The 16,901-nt window shown below is 46.3% G+C and carries 23 protein-coding genes; 10 read left to right on the top strand and 13 right to left on the bottom strand.

All coding sequences use genetic code 11. From position 1 onward, the window contains the following. Nucleotides 1–9: 9 nt before the first annotated feature. Entirely contained in the window at nucleotides 10–456 is a 447-nt protein-coding gene (locus QUA03_RS21915; RefSeq protein WP_333214917.1) for a hypothetical protein, read from the bottom strand. Next, nucleotides 453–1,043: a sigma-70 family RNA polymerase sigma factor gene (locus QUA03_RS21910; protein ID WP_333214915.1), complete on the bottom strand. Its 591-nt coding sequence runs from the start codon at nucleotides 1,041–1,043 to the stop codon at nucleotides 453–455. The genes QUA03_RS21915 and QUA03_RS21910 overlap by 4 nt, the downstream gene beginning before the upstream one ends. On the opposite strand from QUA03_RS21910, the gene QUA03_RS21905 reads away from it, so the two are divergent. Further along, nucleotides 1,024–1,242, top strand: a complete 219-nt coding sequence (locus QUA03_RS21905) for a hypothetical protein (RefSeq protein ID WP_333214939.1) — start codon at nucleotides 1,024–1,026, stop codon at nucleotides 1,240–1,242. The genes QUA03_RS21910 and QUA03_RS21905 overlap by 20 nt on opposite strands. A gap of 84 nt (nucleotides 1,243–1,326) precedes the next feature. Here QUA03_RS21905 and QUA03_RS21900 read toward each other — a convergent pair whose 3' ends face one another. The 3 genes from QUA03_RS21900 to QUA03_RS21890 form a co-directional block, all read right to left on the bottom strand. After that, nucleotides 1,327–1,863 (bottom strand): opioid growth factor receptor-related protein, encoded by a 537-nt coding sequence (locus tag QUA03_RS21900; protein WP_333214913.1) that lies wholly within the window; start codon nucleotides 1,861–1,863, stop codon nucleotides 1,327–1,329. Nucleotides 1,864–2,047: 184 nt separating this feature from the next. Continuing rightward, complete coding sequence (gene gor, locus QUA03_RS21895; RefSeq protein WP_333214911.1) at nucleotides 2,048–3,391, bottom strand: glutathione-disulfide reductase; 1,344 nt, start codon at nucleotides 3,389–3,391, stop codon at nucleotides 2,048–2,050. 250 nt (nucleotides 3,392–3,641) lie between these two features. Beyond that, nucleotides 3,642–4,481, bottom strand: coding sequence for a DUF4231 domain-containing protein (locus QUA03_RS21890; protein WP_333214909.1), 840 nt, complete (start codon nucleotides 4,479–4,481; stop codon nucleotides 3,642–3,644). A gap of 710 nt (nucleotides 4,482–5,191) precedes the next feature. Here QUA03_RS21890 and QUA03_RS21885 point away from each other — a divergent pair. Beyond that, nucleotides 5,192–5,956 (top strand): ABC transporter ATP-binding protein, encoded by a 765-nt coding sequence (locus QUA03_RS21885; protein WP_333214907.1) that lies wholly within the window; start codon nucleotides 5,192–5,194, stop codon nucleotides 5,954–5,956. A 181-nt stretch (nucleotides 5,957–6,137) separates the two neighbouring features. Here QUA03_RS21885 and QUA03_RS21880 read toward each other — a convergent pair whose 3' ends face one another. From QUA03_RS21880 to tadA, 4 genes are all read right to left on the bottom strand, one after another. Next, a complete protein-coding gene (locus tag QUA03_RS21880) occupies nucleotides 6,138–6,506 on the bottom strand; it encodes a hypothetical protein (protein WP_333214906.1) in 369 nt (122 codons plus the stop codon). Nucleotides 6,507–6,585: 79 nt separating this feature from the next. After that, nucleotides 6,586–6,750, bottom strand: coding sequence for a hypothetical protein (locus QUA03_RS21875; RefSeq protein ID WP_333214904.1), 165 nt, complete (start codon nucleotides 6,748–6,750; stop codon nucleotides 6,586–6,588). After that, on the bottom strand, nucleotides 6,740–7,468 hold the full coding sequence (locus QUA03_RS21870) for a lysophospholipid acyltransferase family protein (RefSeq protein ID WP_333214902.1): 729 nt from the start codon (nucleotides 7,466–7,468) through the stop codon (nucleotides 6,740–6,742). Before QUA03_RS21870 ends, QUA03_RS21875 begins: the two co-directional genes overlap by 11 nt. Before the next feature lie 282 nt (nucleotides 7,469–7,750). Next, nucleotides 7,751–8,251: a tRNA adenosine(34) deaminase TadA gene (gene tadA / locus QUA03_RS21865; protein WP_333214900.1), complete on the bottom strand. Its 501-nt coding sequence runs from the start codon at nucleotides 8,249–8,251 to the stop codon at nucleotides 7,751–7,753. Nucleotides 8,252–8,326: 75 nt separating this feature from the next. On the opposite strand from tadA, the gene QUA03_RS21860 reads away from it, so the two are divergent. Together QUA03_RS21860 and menB are read left to right on the top strand one after the other, a co-directional pair. Further along, nucleotides 8,327–8,923, top strand: coding sequence for a TerB family tellurite resistance protein (locus tag QUA03_RS21860; RefSeq protein WP_333214898.1), 597 nt, complete (start codon nucleotides 8,327–8,329; stop codon nucleotides 8,921–8,923). A gap of 306 nt (nucleotides 8,924–9,229) precedes the next feature. Beyond that, complete coding sequence (gene menB / locus QUA03_RS21855; RefSeq protein ID WP_006635932.1) at nucleotides 9,230–10,063, top strand: 1,4-dihydroxy-2-naphthoyl-CoA synthase; 834 nt, start codon at nucleotides 9,230–9,232, stop codon at nucleotides 10,061–10,063. Between the two features lie 220 nt (nucleotides 10,064–10,283). Here the strand turns inward: menB and QUA03_RS21850 are convergent, their stop codons facing one another. Then, entirely contained in the window at nucleotides 10,284–10,613 is a 330-nt protein-coding gene (locus QUA03_RS21850; RefSeq protein ID WP_333086384.1) for a hypothetical protein, read from the bottom strand. 485 nt (nucleotides 10,614–11,098) lie between these two features. Between QUA03_RS21850 and QUA03_RS21845 the strand changes: the two genes are divergently transcribed. Then, a complete protein-coding gene (locus QUA03_RS21845; RefSeq protein WP_333214896.1) occupies nucleotides 11,099–12,337 on the top strand; it encodes an SPOR domain-containing protein in 1,239 nt (412 codons plus the stop codon). Between the two features lie 144 nt (nucleotides 12,338–12,481). After that, nucleotides 12,482–13,186 (top strand): PspA/IM30 family protein, encoded by a 705-nt coding sequence (locus tag QUA03_RS21840; protein WP_333214894.1) that lies wholly within the window; start codon nucleotides 12,482–12,484, stop codon nucleotides 13,184–13,186. A gap of 54 nt (nucleotides 13,187–13,240) precedes the next feature. On the opposite strand, the gene QUA03_RS21835 is transcribed toward QUA03_RS21840, so the two are convergent. Continuing rightward, complete coding sequence (locus QUA03_RS21835; protein ID WP_333167716.1) at nucleotides 13,241–13,417, bottom strand: hypothetical protein; 177 nt, start codon at nucleotides 13,415–13,417, stop codon at nucleotides 13,241–13,243. 70 nt (nucleotides 13,418–13,487) lie between these two features. On the opposite strand from QUA03_RS21835, the gene QUA03_RS21830 reads away from it, so the two are divergent. Next, a complete protein-coding gene (locus QUA03_RS21830; RefSeq protein WP_006635936.1) occupies nucleotides 13,488–14,273 on the top strand; it encodes a PspA/IM30 family protein in 786 nt (261 codons plus the stop codon). A gap of 573 nt (nucleotides 14,274–14,846) precedes the next feature. On the opposite strand, the gene QUA03_RS21825 is transcribed toward QUA03_RS21830, so the two are convergent. Further along, nucleotides 14,847–15,164, bottom strand: coding sequence for a hypothetical protein (locus tag QUA03_RS21825; RefSeq protein WP_333214892.1), 318 nt, complete (start codon nucleotides 15,162–15,164; stop codon nucleotides 14,847–14,849). A 24-nt stretch (nucleotides 15,165–15,188) separates the two neighbouring features. Here QUA03_RS21825 and QUA03_RS21820 point away from each other — a divergent pair, with 24 nt between their 5' ends. Together QUA03_RS21820 and QUA03_RS21815 are read left to right on the top strand one after the other, a co-directional pair. Continuing rightward, complete coding sequence (locus QUA03_RS21820; protein ID WP_333214890.1) at nucleotides 15,189–15,386, top strand: hypothetical protein; 198 nt, start codon at nucleotides 15,189–15,191, stop codon at nucleotides 15,384–15,386. Nucleotides 15,387–15,475: 89 nt separating this feature from the next. After that, on the top strand, nucleotides 15,476–15,829 hold the full coding sequence (locus QUA03_RS21815) for a hypothetical protein (protein WP_333214888.1): 354 nt from the start codon (nucleotides 15,476–15,478) through the stop codon (nucleotides 15,827–15,829). A gap of 236 nt (nucleotides 15,830–16,065) precedes the next feature. Here QUA03_RS21815 and QUA03_RS21810 read toward each other — a convergent pair whose 3' ends face one another. Next, nucleotides 16,066–16,218: a hypothetical protein gene (locus tag QUA03_RS21810; RefSeq protein WP_333214886.1), complete on the bottom strand. Its 153-nt coding sequence runs from the start codon at nucleotides 16,216–16,218 to the stop codon at nucleotides 16,066–16,068. 224 nt (nucleotides 16,219–16,442) lie between these two features. On the opposite strand from QUA03_RS21810, the gene QUA03_RS21805 reads away from it, so the two are divergent. Further along, complete coding sequence (locus QUA03_RS21805; protein ID WP_333214884.1) at nucleotides 16,443–16,742, top strand: Uma2 family endonuclease; 300 nt, start codon at nucleotides 16,443–16,445, stop codon at nucleotides 16,740–16,742. Nucleotides 16,743–16,901: the final 159 nt, after the last annotated feature.

Below are 16,901 nucleotides of genomic sequence, written 5' to 3'. Positions count from 1 at the left end.
TCTTTGATATTACTTATTTGTTGGCGGTTGGCTGCCAGCACCAGGGCTGACAGTCAACCAGTCTGTTTGCGAGCTATCGGTCATACTTTCTTGGGTAGAATCATGGAGGACACCCTCCCAGTTAGTAACTAAAAATGCTTCTAACTTAGCTGTTTCCTCATCTGGCAATTGTGCAGTATTAAACGGACGGTAGCCAGACCAAAAAACTAGCAGAATAGCAGCAATTGCAGACGACAAAGCCCACTTAGAAACAGAGAATATTTTTAACCTGTTATCAGACTTTGCTGACGCAATAAATCGCGGTTTTTTGCGGTGATTTTCATGGGAGAAACTCGGCTGATTACTTTCGATTGCTGCTAGGAGTTTTCGCTCTAAATCTGGTGTAGCTTCAGGAAGATTTGGGCGATGTTGCTTCAAGAAATTAACTAACTCTTGGTCGCTGCTTGGGTTATTCATAGCTCGCTGACACCTTCTTTTTGCAAAAATTGCCGCACAGCATTTCGGGCATAAAACACGCGAGATTTGACGGTTCCTGCCGGCAGTCCCAAAATTTGAGCTACTTCTTTTTGCGGGATGTCTTCTAAGTCGTGCAGCACCAAAATGCTGCGGTGTTCAAAGCTCAATTTCTCCAATCCTCGCTGCACTAAATCTTGATAGTGCAACTGCATCAAGTCAGAGGTACGATCTGTGACAACAATCCGATCCATTTGTTCTTGATTTTTGAGTTTGGAATCAAAAGAATGCTGCTTAGCAACTGCTTGTCTTTGGTCAGAAGCCACATTCCAAGTGATTCGATAAAGCCAAGTAGAAAAGTTGTCTTGGTGCTTGAGTTTTGGCAATCCTTTCCACACTCGCAGGAATACTTCTTGCGTTAAGTCGTCAAGCAGCGAGGGCCCGCAGAGTTGGTAAAGGGTTGACCTGACTTTGTGTTGGTAGCGTTGGTAAAGGTGGCGAAAGCAGGTGCGATCGCCCTTTAAACATTCAGCAACTAAGTCCGAGTCGGAACAGTTATCTATTAAAACATTGGCTGACACAGCTAACACCTGTGAAGTCTCCCCCACCAGTTCGTTATCTGAAGTGTTTAGACAGGACGATCGTGAAAAAGGTTCAAATAATTTAAAATATTATTTTGAGCATGAATCCGCTTGGGGTGTAAAAATGCACCAATGTCAGCAACAGGCTTTCGGGCCTGTTCCACAAAAACTTAATTTTCTTGTGGGGTGGGTTCTAGCCCGCCCGTAACAGGCTTTCGGGCCTGTTTCACAAAAATTAAGTTTTCTTGTGGGCCGTAGGGTTGGCTATAGCGACCAGTCCCAAATATCGGTTCTAACTATTTACAGCATTTTTCCAATAAGTATAACTTTCTAAACCAATACTTTTTTTGTCTTCATTATAGAGTTCATCTAAACATTTGAAAAGAGCTAAAGCGTAATTTTTCAATCCCAACTCTGTCAAACTTGTGATAATCCTAGTCAGCCGCAGGTAGTTGTGATTAAATTTTTGAATCCACTCTCTTTTTCTTGACAAATATTCTGCGGATTTTGCAATTACAATTTCTGCGTTTTCCCCTTCGCGGCATTCCAACCCGTAAAATGCCAGCATAACATTGAACGAACGGAGTAAGCGATTTTTCAACTCTTCACTTGTTCTAAAAGCTTGAATTACCTCATCATTTAAAGTCGGAGCACTGGAATTAAAGCGACTCTTTTCTCTTAGGGGAAACAGCCATTGAATGTAATTGTGTACGGATTCCAGCTTCTGGTAATCCCACGACCAAATATCCTCGATCGCCCGGCCTTGTGAATCAGGCTGCTCACCGAGATAGAATGCTAAAATTGTGTTTTGTTTTGTTGAATCACTCATTAATAAGTTGTGTTGTATCTAAATTGTATTTTTGGGCTGGCGGGACGCCCACCCCACAACCAGAAAATTTAATTTTTGTGTGGAACAGGCATCATGCCTGTTTTTCAAAATAGTTTTCTTGAGTCATTTTTAACCGACTGTAGCTATTAGCCAGAGACTTAAGTCTCTGGCTACTTCGCCTTGTTTACCGTAGAGTCACAAACTCTTCCGCAGTCGATGGGTGAATGCCAATAGTCGCGTCGAAGTCTTTCTTCGTAGCTCCCATATTAACAGCGATCGCCATTCCTTGAATAATCTCGCCCGCGTCTTTCCCAACCATGTGCACGCCCAAAACTCTGTCAGTATTAGTTTCAACAACTAACTTGACAAAAGTCTTCTCGTCTGCGCCTGTCAAAGCGTGAAACATGGGCCTAAACTTGGCTGTGTAGCACTTAATTGAGTCGGGAAACTTTGCTTTAGCCTGCACTTCGCTTAAGCCGACTGTAGCTGCTTCCGGCTGCGAAAATACTGCTGAGGCAACATTTTCGTGACTGATCGATCTGGGGTTATTACCAAATTCAGTATCGGCAAAAGCGCGTCCTTCGGCGATCGCAACTGGTGTTAAATTGATGCGGTTGGTGCAATCTCCCACTGCAAAAATGTGGGGCTGACTGGTGCGGCTGTCTTTGGTAACTGCGATCGCACCTTTATCTGTTTCTACCCCCGCATTTTCTAAACCCAATTTTTCTAAATTAGGCTGACGCCCGGTAGCGCACAACAGCGCGTCTACTATTAGCGTTCCTTCGGCTGTTCCCGACAGAGTTAATTTTAAGCCTTCTGGGGTTTTCTCAATGTGGTTGATCGAGCTTTCTGCCAAAATTTCGATTCCGTGCTTAATCATTCCTTCTTGCACGTTGGTACGAATTTCTGTGTCAAATTCGTTCAAAATTAAGTCACGGCGGATGATTTGAGTTACTTGGCTTCCCAACCCGTTCATAATGCAAGCAAATTCGACGCCGATGTAGCCTCCTCCCCAAATTGCCAACCGTTTTGGCTGCTCTTTTAGTAGAAAGATTTCGCGAGAGGTAATCGCGTGTTCGATGCCGACAATTGGGACTCTTTGCGCTTCTCCGCCGACAGCAATTAAAATTTTGGCTGCGGTAAATTTTTTGTCACCAACTTCGACGGTGTGGGGGTCAATAAATTTGGCGTATCCTGAGATTAATTCGACTCCGGCTTTTTCAAGAAAGCTGATGTGCAGTTTGCTCAGCCGCCGCACTTCTGCATCTACCGTGGTGACAAGTTTTTCCCAGTCGAAACTGCTTTCTACTGGACTCCAACCGTAGCCCACCGCATCTTCATAAAGGTGCGAAAATGTTGAGGCGTACACCATGAGTTTTTTGGGGACACAGCCGCGAATTACGCAGGTTCCGCCTACTAAATCATTTTCGGCGATCGCCACTTTTGCGCCGTAGGATGCTGCTCGCTTGGAACTCGCCAATCCGCCGGAACCCGCACCTATCACAAACAAGTCGTAATCGTATGTCATAATTGTATTTACCAAAAATCCCCAACTTACCAAGTTTACGCTTAACTTTTCTTAATGATAGCTCAAAAAATTTGCCTTTGAGAACTTCTGAGCGCTACATATAGAGCTATTTCAGGGGTAAGAAAACGGGGGACGAGCCGGTCTTTGGCTATCCTATAGCCCCGAAATGCCATCTGTGATGAAAAGTTTAGCCGTATAATAGCAGGTGGCCTAACTCAACCCTACCTACTTACTGATATTGTCAGATTTGTTAACTCTGCCCATACTTTGACTCGGTAGATTGAGCTGGCTCTGTATTCTGCTCTCTTGACCGTTTCTCATCTGGTTTTTGGATTTGCTTGAGATGAATCTCATTCACCTGAGTGATAAAGTTTTCTATTCCCATTTTTGCCATTTGTTGATGTTGGGCTTCGTCGGCATCATAGCAACGATAAGCCGGACTAACTCCCAATATAAATTTCTCCTGTTCCGCTTCTAACAATTCCACAGTCGTGTTAGCAGAAATCCAATTTTCCTGAAAAGGAAAAGAGGTAACGATACTGGCGACTATCGAGGCGACAGCGGGACAAATTACCGGCAGCCACTTGAGCAACGCTTGACTTGGTTCCAATTTGTCTACCAATACCAAAATTGGTGTGATTCCCGATAAAACAACGGTTGCCAATTGGAAAGTATAGTAAATATTTCTCGAAGTCTCTCTAGTGTTTTTATAGTCGTCAATCAACTCCTGGCAATATCGTAAAGCCTTTTCTCTCACTGGGGTTATCGGATTGTTATCCGAAACATTATTCGGGTTTAACAGATAATTATATAGTTCAGCTTTTCTTCGGATATCTAACTGATTTGCACTATTCGTAGAGTTTTGAGCCAATTGCCTATTGGTCAGGAAGAGAAAAATAAAACTAGAGAGAAAAACAGCTCCTAAAATAACGATAAGTTGATTGTCTGGAAAAACTCTGGTAAGGAGGCACGCACCCACAAAAGCGGCTATGGATAAAGACTCAACAATTCTCAGGAAAGATAACATTTGTGGACTCGATGAGACTGTATTGGAAATCTCGGCCTGGTTTGTATCCGCAGCAGTAGTCATTGGTTTGTAGTCTGTTTGGCGATCGCACACAAGTTTAGCCTATTGGGGTGTCTATTCCACCCAAGCCCTGTCAACCTGGTGAAGAAGACTCTGAAACCCTTGAAAAGTTGTTGATGGCGATGTTAAAATTTCCTCCTTTAACAGGTGATTACCCATAAACTGGGTTTATTGCCGATCGCCAACGGCTAGGATGATGTAAAGCAGGGCGATCGTACCTTGACAGGGGTTGCCATAAGCACCCTACAGAGAGAGTCAATCGATTTTCGATTTTCGATTTTCGATTTTCGATTTTCGCATTGACCCCACAGATAAATTCGGAGGCAAGTTTATAGGATACAGGTTTTTTATTTCTGGACGCATGAATCCGGGGACTTGTATCCTGGATGCTTTCGGTCACTGCATAATAGTATAGATTTTTTGGCTCTGCTGAATTTATGTATGATTTTGCCTGTAGGGGTAATTCTAAGTCCTTACACTGTCAGCGGTGGGGCAATCACGGGGGGATTTCCCCTACAAATTTCATACCCAATTGTGCAACGCCGATTTTTTTTTCCACTCCGACTTTACCTCCAGGTCGGTGTCAAAGTATTCACTCTGACTTGAATATAGATGTTCTGTTCATTAGCATCGAAACAGCCCTCACCCCGATCGCGAAAACAGATGGGAAGTGTTAGCTTAGTAGTTAGTTGTGTCGATCGCACAGAAAAAAAATGCCTGAACTACAAACCGATACATACAAAGACCTCGACCCGCAAGTCCTCTCAAAGCCCGTTGTTGTCGGTCTGGAAGAGGTAACAAAAGTTTACGGGATTGGCGACCTGGAAGTTCGCGCCTTAAACGGCGTCAGCTTGACCGTAAGACAAGGAGAATATTGCTCAATTATGGGCGCGTCGGGATCTGGCAAATCTACAGCTATGAATATTATCGGCTGTCTCGATCGACCTACGAGCGGCAGTTACTACTTAGACGGCGTAGATGTCGCCCAAATGCCCGAATCAGAATTAGCCGGAATTCGCAATTTAAAATTAGGTTTTGTATTCCAACAATTTCACCTGTTGCCTCAATTGACAGCATTAGAAAATGTCATGTTACCGATGGTTTATGCCGGCATTCCCGCAGCAGAAAGACGCGAACGGGGAGTAGATGCTTTAACAAAAGTAGGCCTGGAAAGTCGCTTGCAAAACAGACCGAATCAACTATCAGGAGGACAGCAGCAGCGGGTAGCCATCGCCAGGGCTATTGTCAACCGTCCCGTGTTGTTGCTGGCTGACGAACCTACAGGTGCATTGGATACAAAAACTACTCAAGAAGTAATGGATATTTTTACAGAATTTAACGAAAGCGGCATGACTGTTGTTATGGTAACGCACGAACCGGAAGTCGCGCGTCAAACTCGCCGCGTTGTCTGGTTCCGCGACGGTCAAGTTATTCACAATAATCTCAACCCCGAAGAGCTTTCACACGCTGTATTTTAGTATAATAGTCCGCGAAAAGCGAAAAGAAAATTAGGCGCTTGAAATCGCTTCTAGACAAACGAAGTCCGCCTACGCGGACTGAAGAATCAAGAGAGTATTACTTCTATCCAAGAGGGCTTTAGCTATTAGACAGGGGTTTTCAACCCCTGGCGGACTAATAGACAAAACGCCAGATATCTGCTTAATGAAAAGCACTCGGAAAAGCTTCCCAAACTCGATCGACAAAATCTCTAAGTTGCCGAGATGCGATCGCACCATCCTTTTTATCAGCATCCAGAGAGTGCAACTCAGTCAACAGTGAAATTACCTCAGTATCTAAAGCCGCGCGAAACAAGCTCAGCGGCCACAGCAAATCAGCACCATCTCGCAAATCGCATAAAGTGTATTCTGCCGATAAATCCTTCCCCGACGCCGATACAACTAACATCAAAGGGCGCACCCAACAAACTTGACGTGCCTCAACCACTTGGATTACCTCTGAATGCAGGCACGCATCTCCACATTCTAAACTAACAATTTGACCCGGCTTAAAGTTCAAAGCACAATTCATTAATGCTCACACTTAATACAGACATAACAAAGCAGCTAAATAAGTGCTGCATCTCTCCACAGCACCCGAAAATATTATATCATAATTCCTTCTTCCCTCTTCCCTCTTCCTTCTTCCTTCTTCCGACTGCCATCGGACTGACATCCGTTACATCCGTTAAATAATCCGTTGCCGAACTTCCTTCTGCCTGACATCCGTTACATCCGTTAAATAATCCGTTGCCGAACTTCTTCTCAACTTTCATCAAGCTTTTTAAGAGCCATTTCGAGCTCGGCTGTCAACAATCGTGCTTCTTTTTTGCCACCGCCACCATTGGCATAATCCGCCACGGAAATCGGAGAACCGATCGCAATTTTTACCTGAGCACCCCATTTAGGAATGCGCGGACGATAGCGGATACTCATCGGTACAATTTTCACGCCCAAACCCGGTTTGCTCAACTCAGCTTGCATTGCCAAACGCGCCAATCCCGGCTTAATCGGATGAACTTCCCCATCCTGAAAAATACCGCCTTCGGGAAAAATCACCAACATTTCCCTGTCGAGGAGTAGTTCCACCCCATAACGGAGACTGCCAATTGCCGGATGCTTGAGATCGACAGCAAACCCCCCCAAATGTCTGATGAACCAACCTTGCAGTCCTTTGACCTCATCAGCAGTTACCATAAACCGCAAATCGCGTCCAGTCACCTTCTGTCCAGTTGAATAGGGCATCATCAGGGCATCCCACCGGGAGCGGTGCGTAGGGGCTAAGATGACAGGCCCATCTTTCGGCAAGTGCTCCTGTCCGGTTACCTCAATCTTGCCAAAATGAAACGGTAGGACAACATAGTGACCTAGCGGATAGAGCAAGGAGGTTAACCAAGGAGAAACGCGAGAGGTATTAGATGCTACCTTGGCAGGCATTGGCTTCACTAGAGATGATTTACTGGACTCAACGGCGATCGTGGCGGTGTGGGGCATAGCAATTAAGCTGCTTTATCGAGATCTAAAGTCTAAAGTAAGGTGTTGGCCAAATCTTTAGTTTTTAGATCGGGACACTTTTGCTATTGGCCTTGTGCCGATCGAGCGATCGCGCCCGCAAGAGATAATCTCTAACAGGTAAAACCTCAACCAACCGGACAGCACTAATGCAGAGCAGTCGGCCGCCTCGAAAGCTTGAGCGGGGAATTACGGATCTATTATTCCAGTTAAAGGTCAATTTCGATTAAACATCGCCCCGAAGAAAGTAAAAAATTTTACCTGTTAATTTTTCCGGCGCGCTTCAAACCAAGAAAGCAACTGATCGCGGCAAACAGACTCCATAATACCGCCGAGCACCTCTAAGTGGTGACACGAATGCGCGCTATCAGGAATATTAGCGGCAGTCCGAATCGTGCCAGTTTTCGGGTCATCTGCTCCGTATACCAGCAGACGAATCCGAGCTTGGACGATCGCACCAGCGCACATCGGGCAAGGTTCCAGCGTTACGTAGAGCGTGCATTGGTTAAGATGCCAGTCTTGCAAAACTTGACCAGCAGCCCGCAAAGCCAAGATTTCAGCGTGAGCAGTCGGATCGCAATCTCGCTCTCGCCGATTTTGCGCTTCGGCAATTAATTTGCCAGTACCGTCAACAATCACAGCACCAACGGGTACTTCACCAGCATCACCGGCTGCTTGGGCCAATTCCACAGCCCTAGTCATCCAGCGTTTGTGAATAAAATAAGTAGTATCACGAATAGACAACGGCTCAGCTTTACAATTCACGTCATACCTAAGTAACAGAAAAACTTAAGATCGATAAAGAAAGTTACATTACAGCTTAATCGAGAGTCTTTAATTATGGACACCACTACGATTACCACTGAAATTGTTGAGCTGTTGTGCCGCATTAGTCGGCAAAAGCTGCGTGAACAAGATATCACTCCTTTGGTAGTGTTTCTGACTGCTCTGATTTCCATCCTGCGCGGAGTGATGATTATTGACAGGACGATCGCAGTTGAAGAAGAAGAACGGCTGCAAAAGACTCTCAAAGCCTTTGCTAGCGGCGACCGCGATCTGGTAGAACTAATTCAGCGCCTTGTCAAAGGAGTATCGAAACAGCAGGTTTACTTCAACCCCACGGAATTGCTAACCCTGACAGCTTTGTTCTCAGAATCTGAAAAACTGTTGCTCATCGGTTCCGGCTACGAAATGTCAGCGGCCGACGGACACATCGACCTGCGGGAGCAAATGTACCTACAGTCGATCGCAAATCGGCTCGGCCTCGACTCCAGACACATTGCAGTCATAGACACTTTATTTACTAAAGAAGGAACCCTCGACTCACAAGCTTTTGCCGAAGTTCAAGCTTTACTCGATCCCAGCGAATTCGAGTCCCGCGATCCGGTATTTGGCAAAGCAGCAAAGCACTTGCTGAGTATTTTACTCCGCAAATAGTCCAGCGCATATAAATTTTGGAGCAGTAAAAGTCGTGAGAAGAGTTCGAGGATTTGACGCTGTTTCCAATTGAGATGCGACTGGGGCGCTCTTACCCTCAAAAACCGAGTTGTTTAACCCCTACCAAGAGCGCTGCACGGCGTATGTTCGTAAAAAACCTGGTTTCTCCCTAAATCCCGCTTTATTTTTTTTTCCAGAGTCGATCGACCCTTGTATCTCATTGAACCGAATGCCTCTAAAATCTAAAAGCGACTCGTCGCTACCTTGATTGACTCATCTCAATCTCAAATCTCAACTTGATTGATTATGCAAATTGAATGGCAAACCGCCAAAACCTACGAAGACATTCTCTATCACAAAAGTGGTGGCACCGCCAAAATTACCATCAATCGACCTCACAAACGGAACGCTTTCCGTCCCAAAACCGTGCAGGAACTGTGCGATGCCTTTACTGATGCCCGCGAAGACACAAAAATCGGCGTTGTCCTTTTCACAGGTGCGGGGCCTCATACAGACGGCAAATACGCCTTTTGCGCCGGCGGCGACCAAAGCGTGCGGGGTGCGGCGGGATATGTAGACGAAGGTGGCATACCCCGGTTGAACGTGCTCGACTTGCAGAAGTTGATTCGCTCTATGCCTAAAGTAGTAATTGCTTTAGTTGCAGGCTACGCAATTGGAGGGGGTCACGTTCTGCACTTAATTTGCGACTTGACGATCGCTGCTGACAATGCTATTTTCGGACAGACCGGCCCCAAAGTTGGCAGTTTCGACGGTGGTTTCGGAGCTAGCTATCTCGCCAGAGTCGTCGGCCAGAAAAAAGCCAGAGAAATTTGGTTTTTGTGTCGCCAGTACAGCGCACAGCAAGCCCTAGAAATGGGTTTAGTCAACTGCGTCGTGCCCGTCGAACAACTAGAACTAGAAGGGATTCAGTGGGCTGCGGAAATTCTCGAAAAAAGTCCGATCGCGATTCGCTGCTTGAAATCTGCTTTTAATGCTGACTGCGACGGTCAAGCCGGTTTGCAAGAACTGGCAGGAAATGCCACTTTGCTGTACTATATGACCCAGGAAGGCGCCGAAGGCAAACAAGCCTTTTTGGAAAAACGGCAACCTGATTTTAGTCAATATCCTTGGCTGCCATAGCGGGATGCAGAAATCAGTTTTTTTTATGCGCTCATATTAAAGTAAATGCTGATTTTTATGAGTTAGTAAAGCCAAATGCACCCGATCGTCCAAAATTGTGACTATTGATACCAGTTCCCAAAAAGAATGAAACTGCTTTGTCAGATCCCAACCATGATAATGATCAGTGATTTCCCAATCGAAAATCGAAAATGGTATGACCTATCCTGCTGCCGACTAACTAAACCGAAACTGCGGCAGCGGATTTTTCGGTTAATGTTGTGCCTGTAAGCTGGCAGGCATGGCGCTCGGAAAGAGTGACGGTGGCATCCTGCAGCGTCAGAGTCGATTCTTGCCACATTCCAATTTCTTCTATGTTTTCCCAAGATGACCTAAAAGGCGAAACCGCTAAAGCACAAGCTTTCCAGTGGCTTTGAACCGGGCCGCTTAGTAGAGCGCAAACACCCCCGCGTCTGCCCTCAGGGGTATAGTGACGGCAGTGACCACAAGCTGAAGTTAAAGGTGAAGTTAATGAGGTTTGCATAAAAGTTCTTAGGGAAATCATTTTCATCTCTAATTCTCCTTTGTAGAGCTAGCAGGTTTTAGAGCATCCCAACCTTTATGCTGTCTGGTTTGTAGCGATCCCCGAAGTATAATTAAATTTTATAATTTATTTATAATCTCGTTATATATAGAAACAATTAGCTCGGTAGTTGCTCATTGTATAGGTAAAAACATAGGTTAAAAGTTTATAAAGGCGTTAGGGATCAAGAAAAAGTACAAATACCCAAGGAGTATGAAAGGTCACAAATAAGCGGTAGCTCAGGATACAAAAAGTGGCTGAGAGTGTCGGTAAGCAGCCTCCGGGAAACAGCAACAATTAAGTTTTTAAATGAAAATGAAAAATAGCTGCCGACGATCGACAGCAGGCGATCGGGCCCCTGTTGCATTGACGCCAAAAGTAGCTAATCATAAAATAGGCAAGTTTTCAAGCTTCTTGTTTATATCTACAATCAAAACATTAAAATTAATTCAGAGGCGGTAGGAGTTTTGCTAATGAGTAAGCGTTCTTCGGTTGAATCCCCAAATCATCAATCCTCTTCAACCCCAATCAACCCTGCTTTGCAAGCAGTCCTGGGGAGTCTAGATGTAAATCTAGAAGCAGAACTGACAACATACAGAAGGCACAGGAGGCGCGCCGAACAGTGGGTGTCGCCCTCAGTTCGTACCGGCAAGCAAACAGCCACAACCGAGCAACAGCTAGCCCAAAATTTGGCGCCAGAGACTGCGGAGGAAACCCAGCAGCCGCTATCGCTGCCCCTATCCCTTGCCGGCACTCAGGGCGATGCCCCGCTAGCAACTACCAGGGGTGGCACAAAATTATCTAGCAGTGCCTTCGCACCCAACAATTATCTCGAATCCAGCGAAAAACTCATCGAAAGTTTGGACGAGTCAAAAGCTGAGCCTACGGTAGAACGCAGTTTAGCTGCCAGTTTGTTAACTCCCTTGGGACTGAGTTCGATGCTGCTGTTTTTGCTGTCATGCACAGCTTTGGGCTACGCCGTCATGTACCCGTCAAATCTAGTTAAGATGGCCGGCTTGAACCGTTTGCTCCGCACCTCACCCTCTCCCAGCGACAGTCCCGCCTCTAATTCCACCTCAGATACCAGCACCAAGGAACTGCCGAAAGCTCCAAATCTGGTATCCAAGGAATTTGTAGAACTAGATTTGAGCACTCTCAGCAATGTCCAGCCGACAGTCAGCCCGATTCCTTCCCCGTCACCAAAAGCATCAATCCCGCCAACTCCGCCAGCGCCTCCGGGCCCCAGCGGGGCTGTGCCGATTCCTACAGAAGACGGCAACCCGGCCAGAGGCAGGGAACAAGGACTCAACAATCTGAGTACAGCTTTGCTTCCCACTCCCAGCCCCAGCGCCGCCCAGCCAGTGCCGACACTGCCGACACTGCCTCCAACACCCTCCCCAGCCCAGCCTGCCGCCGCATCCCCGGCGACCGCATCCCCAGCAGCCGCATCCCCAGCAGCCGCATCCCCAGCAGCCGCATCCCCGCTGGGAAGGCCTGCACGGGCCGCCGACGGTTTCTATTACGTTGTCACCGATTACACCGACGAAAAATCGCTGCAGCAAGCCAGAACCGCTGTTCCCGATGCCTACGTGCGAAACTTCTCAAAGGGTGTCAAGATCCAAATGGGGGCTTTGAACGATCCTGCCTCAGCAGAACGTTTGGTGAAAGAACTCCAAGAAAAAGGGGTGAAGCCACAATACTATCAACCATAAATTAGGTAAAGGGTGAAAAACTTTAACTAAATTGTTAGACAAAGCTAGACAATGATGAATGTTTTGTCTAACACAAAATTGGTTTTGTAATTGTCAATTCCCAGTCCTAAATCTAAAATTTAATAAAATCGGGAGACGGGCAAAATGGGATTATTCGATCGCCTATGGCGAGTGATTCGAGCCAATATTAACAGTTTAGTCGGGGCGGCCGAAGACCCAGAAAAAATTCTGGAACAGGCTGTAATGGATATGCAGGAAGATTTAGTGCAGCTTAGACAAGCTGTGGCAGGAGCGATTGCAGCTCAAAAACGCACTGAACGCCAGTGTTCCCAAGCTGAGTCTACAGCAGCAGAATGGCATCAGCGGGCGCAGCTAGCTTTGCAAAAAGGCGAGGAAAGTTTGGCGCGGGAAGCTCTGACGCGCAAGAAATCTTATCAAGAAACGGCAACGGCGATGAAAGCCAGTCTGGGACAACAGAACGCTGTTGTGACTAAACTTAAAGAAAATATGCGGACTCTCGAAAGTAAAATTTCCGAGGCAAAATCTAAAAAAGATATGTACATTGCCCGAGCTCGATCGGCCGCATCGTCGGAAAGGCTGCAAGAAATGATGGGCAATCTCAGTACCGGCAGCGCTTTGAGCGCCTTTGAACGGATGGAAGAGAAAGTCATGCAGCTAGAAGCTCGCTCCGAAGCAATCGCGGAACTCGGAACTAACGATTTAGAAAAGAAGTTTCTCTCTCTCGAAGGTGCCGACGATGTGGATACCGAGTTGGCGGCGATGAAAGCACAAATGCTTCCGGGCAACAATACACCCAAATTGCCGTCGGGCGAGCCGCCCGCATCCTGAACCCCAGGCAATAGAAGAAGAGTCGGGACGAGCAAAAACTTCTCAACAGCCTAGCTAGAGATGGCTCGAAGCCTGTTGGGGAATTCCCGGATCGAAGTTAAACTCAATAGATATGTGCATGAATAAGCTTGCCTGCATCACATTACTCGATCGCTTTAAACTGGATTTATCTGTCTGCAAAAATTGCCAAAAACTAAATCGCACTAAAAATCTGACAAGAGTGAATTTCACAACTGCGGGCTAGGGCTATCAAGCCTGCTTTCCGCCTACTTCGTACACCTCATCCAGGAAAAATAGCATTATGGGATTATTTGACCGCATTAGCCGAGTCGTCAAAGCCAATCTTAACGATCTGGTCAACAAAGCTGAAGACCCGGAAAAGATTTTAGAACAGTCTGTTACGGATATGCAGGAAGACTTGGTGCAGTTGCGTCAGGCCGTTGCCAGCGCGATCGCCACTCAAAAGCGTACCCAGACTCAGTACAATCAAGCTGAATCTCAGTCTAACCAGTGGCAGCAGCGCGCTCAGCTAGCCCTGCAAAAGGGAGACGAGACTTTGGCCCGGGAAGCGCTAGTTCGCAAAAAGTCTCACGCTGAAACGGCGGCTACGCTGAAAGCTAGTCTGGATCAGCAATCGGCTCAGGTGGAAAGTCTCAAGCGTAACTTGATCGGTTTGGAGAGCAAAATTTCCGAAGCTAAGACTAAGAAGGATATGCTCAAAGCGAGGATATCCGCTGCTAAAGCTCAGGAACAGCTCAACAATACCATTGGCACCTTGAATACTGGCAGTTCAATGGCGGCTTTCGATCGCATGGAAGAAAAAGTTTTGCAGATTGAAGCTCGCGCGGGGGCTTCGGCAGAATTGGCCGCCGGCGGCAGCAATTTAGAGGAACAGTTCCGCTTGCTCGAAAGCGGCGGCGATGTTGACGACGAGTTGGCTCAGATGAAAGCTCAACTGACCGGGGGTTCTGTCTCTCAAGGTCAATTGCCGGCAGCGGGTAAAACGGCAGCAGCTAGTAGCTCGGAGTCGAGCCCGGTGATTGACGCTGAGTTGGAAGAATTGCGATCGCAGCTCAATAAAATGTAGTAATCTGTATCAAAATTTACCTATTTCTCAGATCGCAGGTTTGATAGAATGCTCCGCCGACCTACAGGGCTAGCTTGGGAGGTCGGAGTTTTTTTCAGCAATTGTCTAACACACAAAACATAGGTTTTGTCAACTATCTTTATATTGACTTAAGGAATTAAGTGTTTAAAAAGTGAGAGAGTAATTTTATTCCTTGCAAGATGGCTAGCTTGGGAGGTCAGAGTTTTTTTCAGTAATTATTTAGTACATAAAATAAGAGTGCTGTCAACTATCTTTATATTGACTTAAGGAATTAACTCTGTCAAAAGTGATAGAGTAATTTTATTCCTTGCAATTGCGCCGGCCGCGCCCGATCGTAAGTGTAAATAACTATCAAATATGGCTAATCTGTCATGCCCGTGCAATTTTCGAGAGGCTTTTGTAAAATCAAGTTTTTCAAGGCATTAGCACTTGGTTTTTCAATTGCAGCTATTTGCCCCGCACTGCTATCAGCTTTAAGTGTGGGTGAGTCGATGGTTGGTACCGACTCAGGGGTGCAAGCGCCAATTTTGCATGATAATTTACCGCCTCAATTCAAACTAAATCAAGAAACAGCAGACGATCGCGATCGGCTTCGTGATTTATACTCGGGTTCAGAATTAAATAGAGGCAGTAAAGAGCAAGAAAATAGCATCCCGGAACTCGATCAATTGACCCAAAGTGAGCCCGCAGACACTCTCCCTCAATTGCCGAACCGAGGAGAAAACAGACACGAATTTCCGATTCCCAACCCGCGGCTGTCAAATTCGGCTCCCCTCCCATAACCCACGCCACCAAAGCCCTTGCCTTCAGCCGCACAGCTTTTGCCGCCTGCTGTTCCCGCGTCGGCACAGCCTGCAGAATTGCTAACATTGCCGGTACGATCAAAGTCGATCGATGGGAAGTAGTTGGCAGTTGATTTACCGCGAGCCGATCGTGCAAAATCCGAGAAGAGAAATCGCGATCGGTATTGGTACTCGCAGTCGAGAAAGCGATACATCTTTGCTGGGAAAGGATTTTCCACTGTCGTCGGCAGCAGATAATCGGGGAAGAAATCGGGTTGCGGTGCTGAGGCTGTTTCAGGATTTTACTTAAAGGGGAGAGAGAGATGTCTTGGTGGCGCGATCGCAGTTCTGTTAGGGAGTTGCAGCATTTGGCGCTACGGTGAGCAGCAGCCCTGACAGTTGATTTTTGACCTCGTGGTCAATAGCAGTACGTGCGGTTTTTGGCTGCTGAGAGGCTGCTGGTGGTACGATCGGATGGGGAATTGGCTGGGGCAGGGGCAGAGCTTTTGGCGATCGAACAATTCGCTAGAGGGGGCTCAGATATCTTGCGGGGTTACTGTCAGGATGCAATGCTTACCCCTAGCGGGATTTTTGATTCAGCCGATTTGCGGTATCCGATGCCAGCGCACCCGCGACAAGCAAGGAGTTTTGCAGGTGACGCCATTTGTGGATTTTGGCAATGTTTGGAATCCCAGGGAAAGCGCGGTTTTGGAAGCTAATACTTTACTGTCAGCGGGATTGCGGTTGCGGTAACTGTACGGCGAAAGGTGGAATGCTCGCGGAGGCTGGGGAATTCCTTTGATTGATATTAAGTCGAGCAACAGGAGTTTACAAGAGCGTGGGCTGTATTTTTCTGTATAATTCAAACCTTTTTAGGAAAGCAGTCGTTTTGCCCTTGGCGGAACTGAGCAATTCCGCTATATAGTAATAAGTATCATTTGGCACTCATCGTTAGGTGCCAAGAGTGCATTTTACTGATAATCTTTAAATTAAACTATGTCTAAGGTGCGGTTGCTGCTTTTAAGTTCTTTTGCTGCCGGTTTTGGGCTTTGCTCAATCATTTTGGCGATGTTTACGATGACTTCCCGACTGTCGTTTACGTCTTTTTTTACCTTTGTTTTAACTTTGGTGTTTTTTGGCATTAATCTGATTTTTGCTTTGCATTATTATACATCTATTACCAAGCAATTGAGTGTTAAAAATAAAAGGAAAGCGAGAATTTAGCGGTTGTGAAGCAGAATTGGAAAAAGGCATGGAGAGTTCTTTAGGGAATTTGAATGAAATTCAGAAAACGCCTCTGGGTTAGGAAAACTATCTAGCTGTAAGCCATAATTATTTAAGGTCTAATTATTTACGAGGTGCGATCGTGGTTATTGCTTCAACCAACCCGCCAAATCTTCCCGATGCGACAAAGACTCGCTTTACTCCAGATGAATACCGGGCGATCGAGGAAACAGCCGAAGAACGTCACGAATACTTTAACGGAGAGATTATCGCTATGCCAGTAGGTTCAGAAGTCCACAGCGCGATCGCCTGTAACCTGTTAATTTACTTGGGACTTTTGCTCAGAGACACCGAGGATCGAGAGCTTTGTGTTGAAGGTCTAATTGAGATTGTGCTTAATATTAATGCCTATATGGGTGTGAATCGGCTTTTCATCCCATGAGGGGGGGGTCGAGATTGTTGAAGACGTGCGATCGCAATTTGATGGTCAATAAATTTAGTGTTTAAAAAGTGATACCCATGTTCAATAGTCCGGACAGTTTTCAATCACTAACGGCAGAATGAGGGTTTCAGCCTTCTCAGTGAGGTCGAATGCTAACGG

This window comes from Microcoleus sp. S36b_A4, assembly GCF_036700645.1.
Classification (GTDB): Bacteria; Cyanobacteriota; Cyanobacteriia; order Cyanobacteriales; family Microcoleaceae; genus Microcoleus.
Note: the sequence above shows the minus strand (reverse complement) of the source record. Positions and strands in the feature narration are given on the sequence as shown.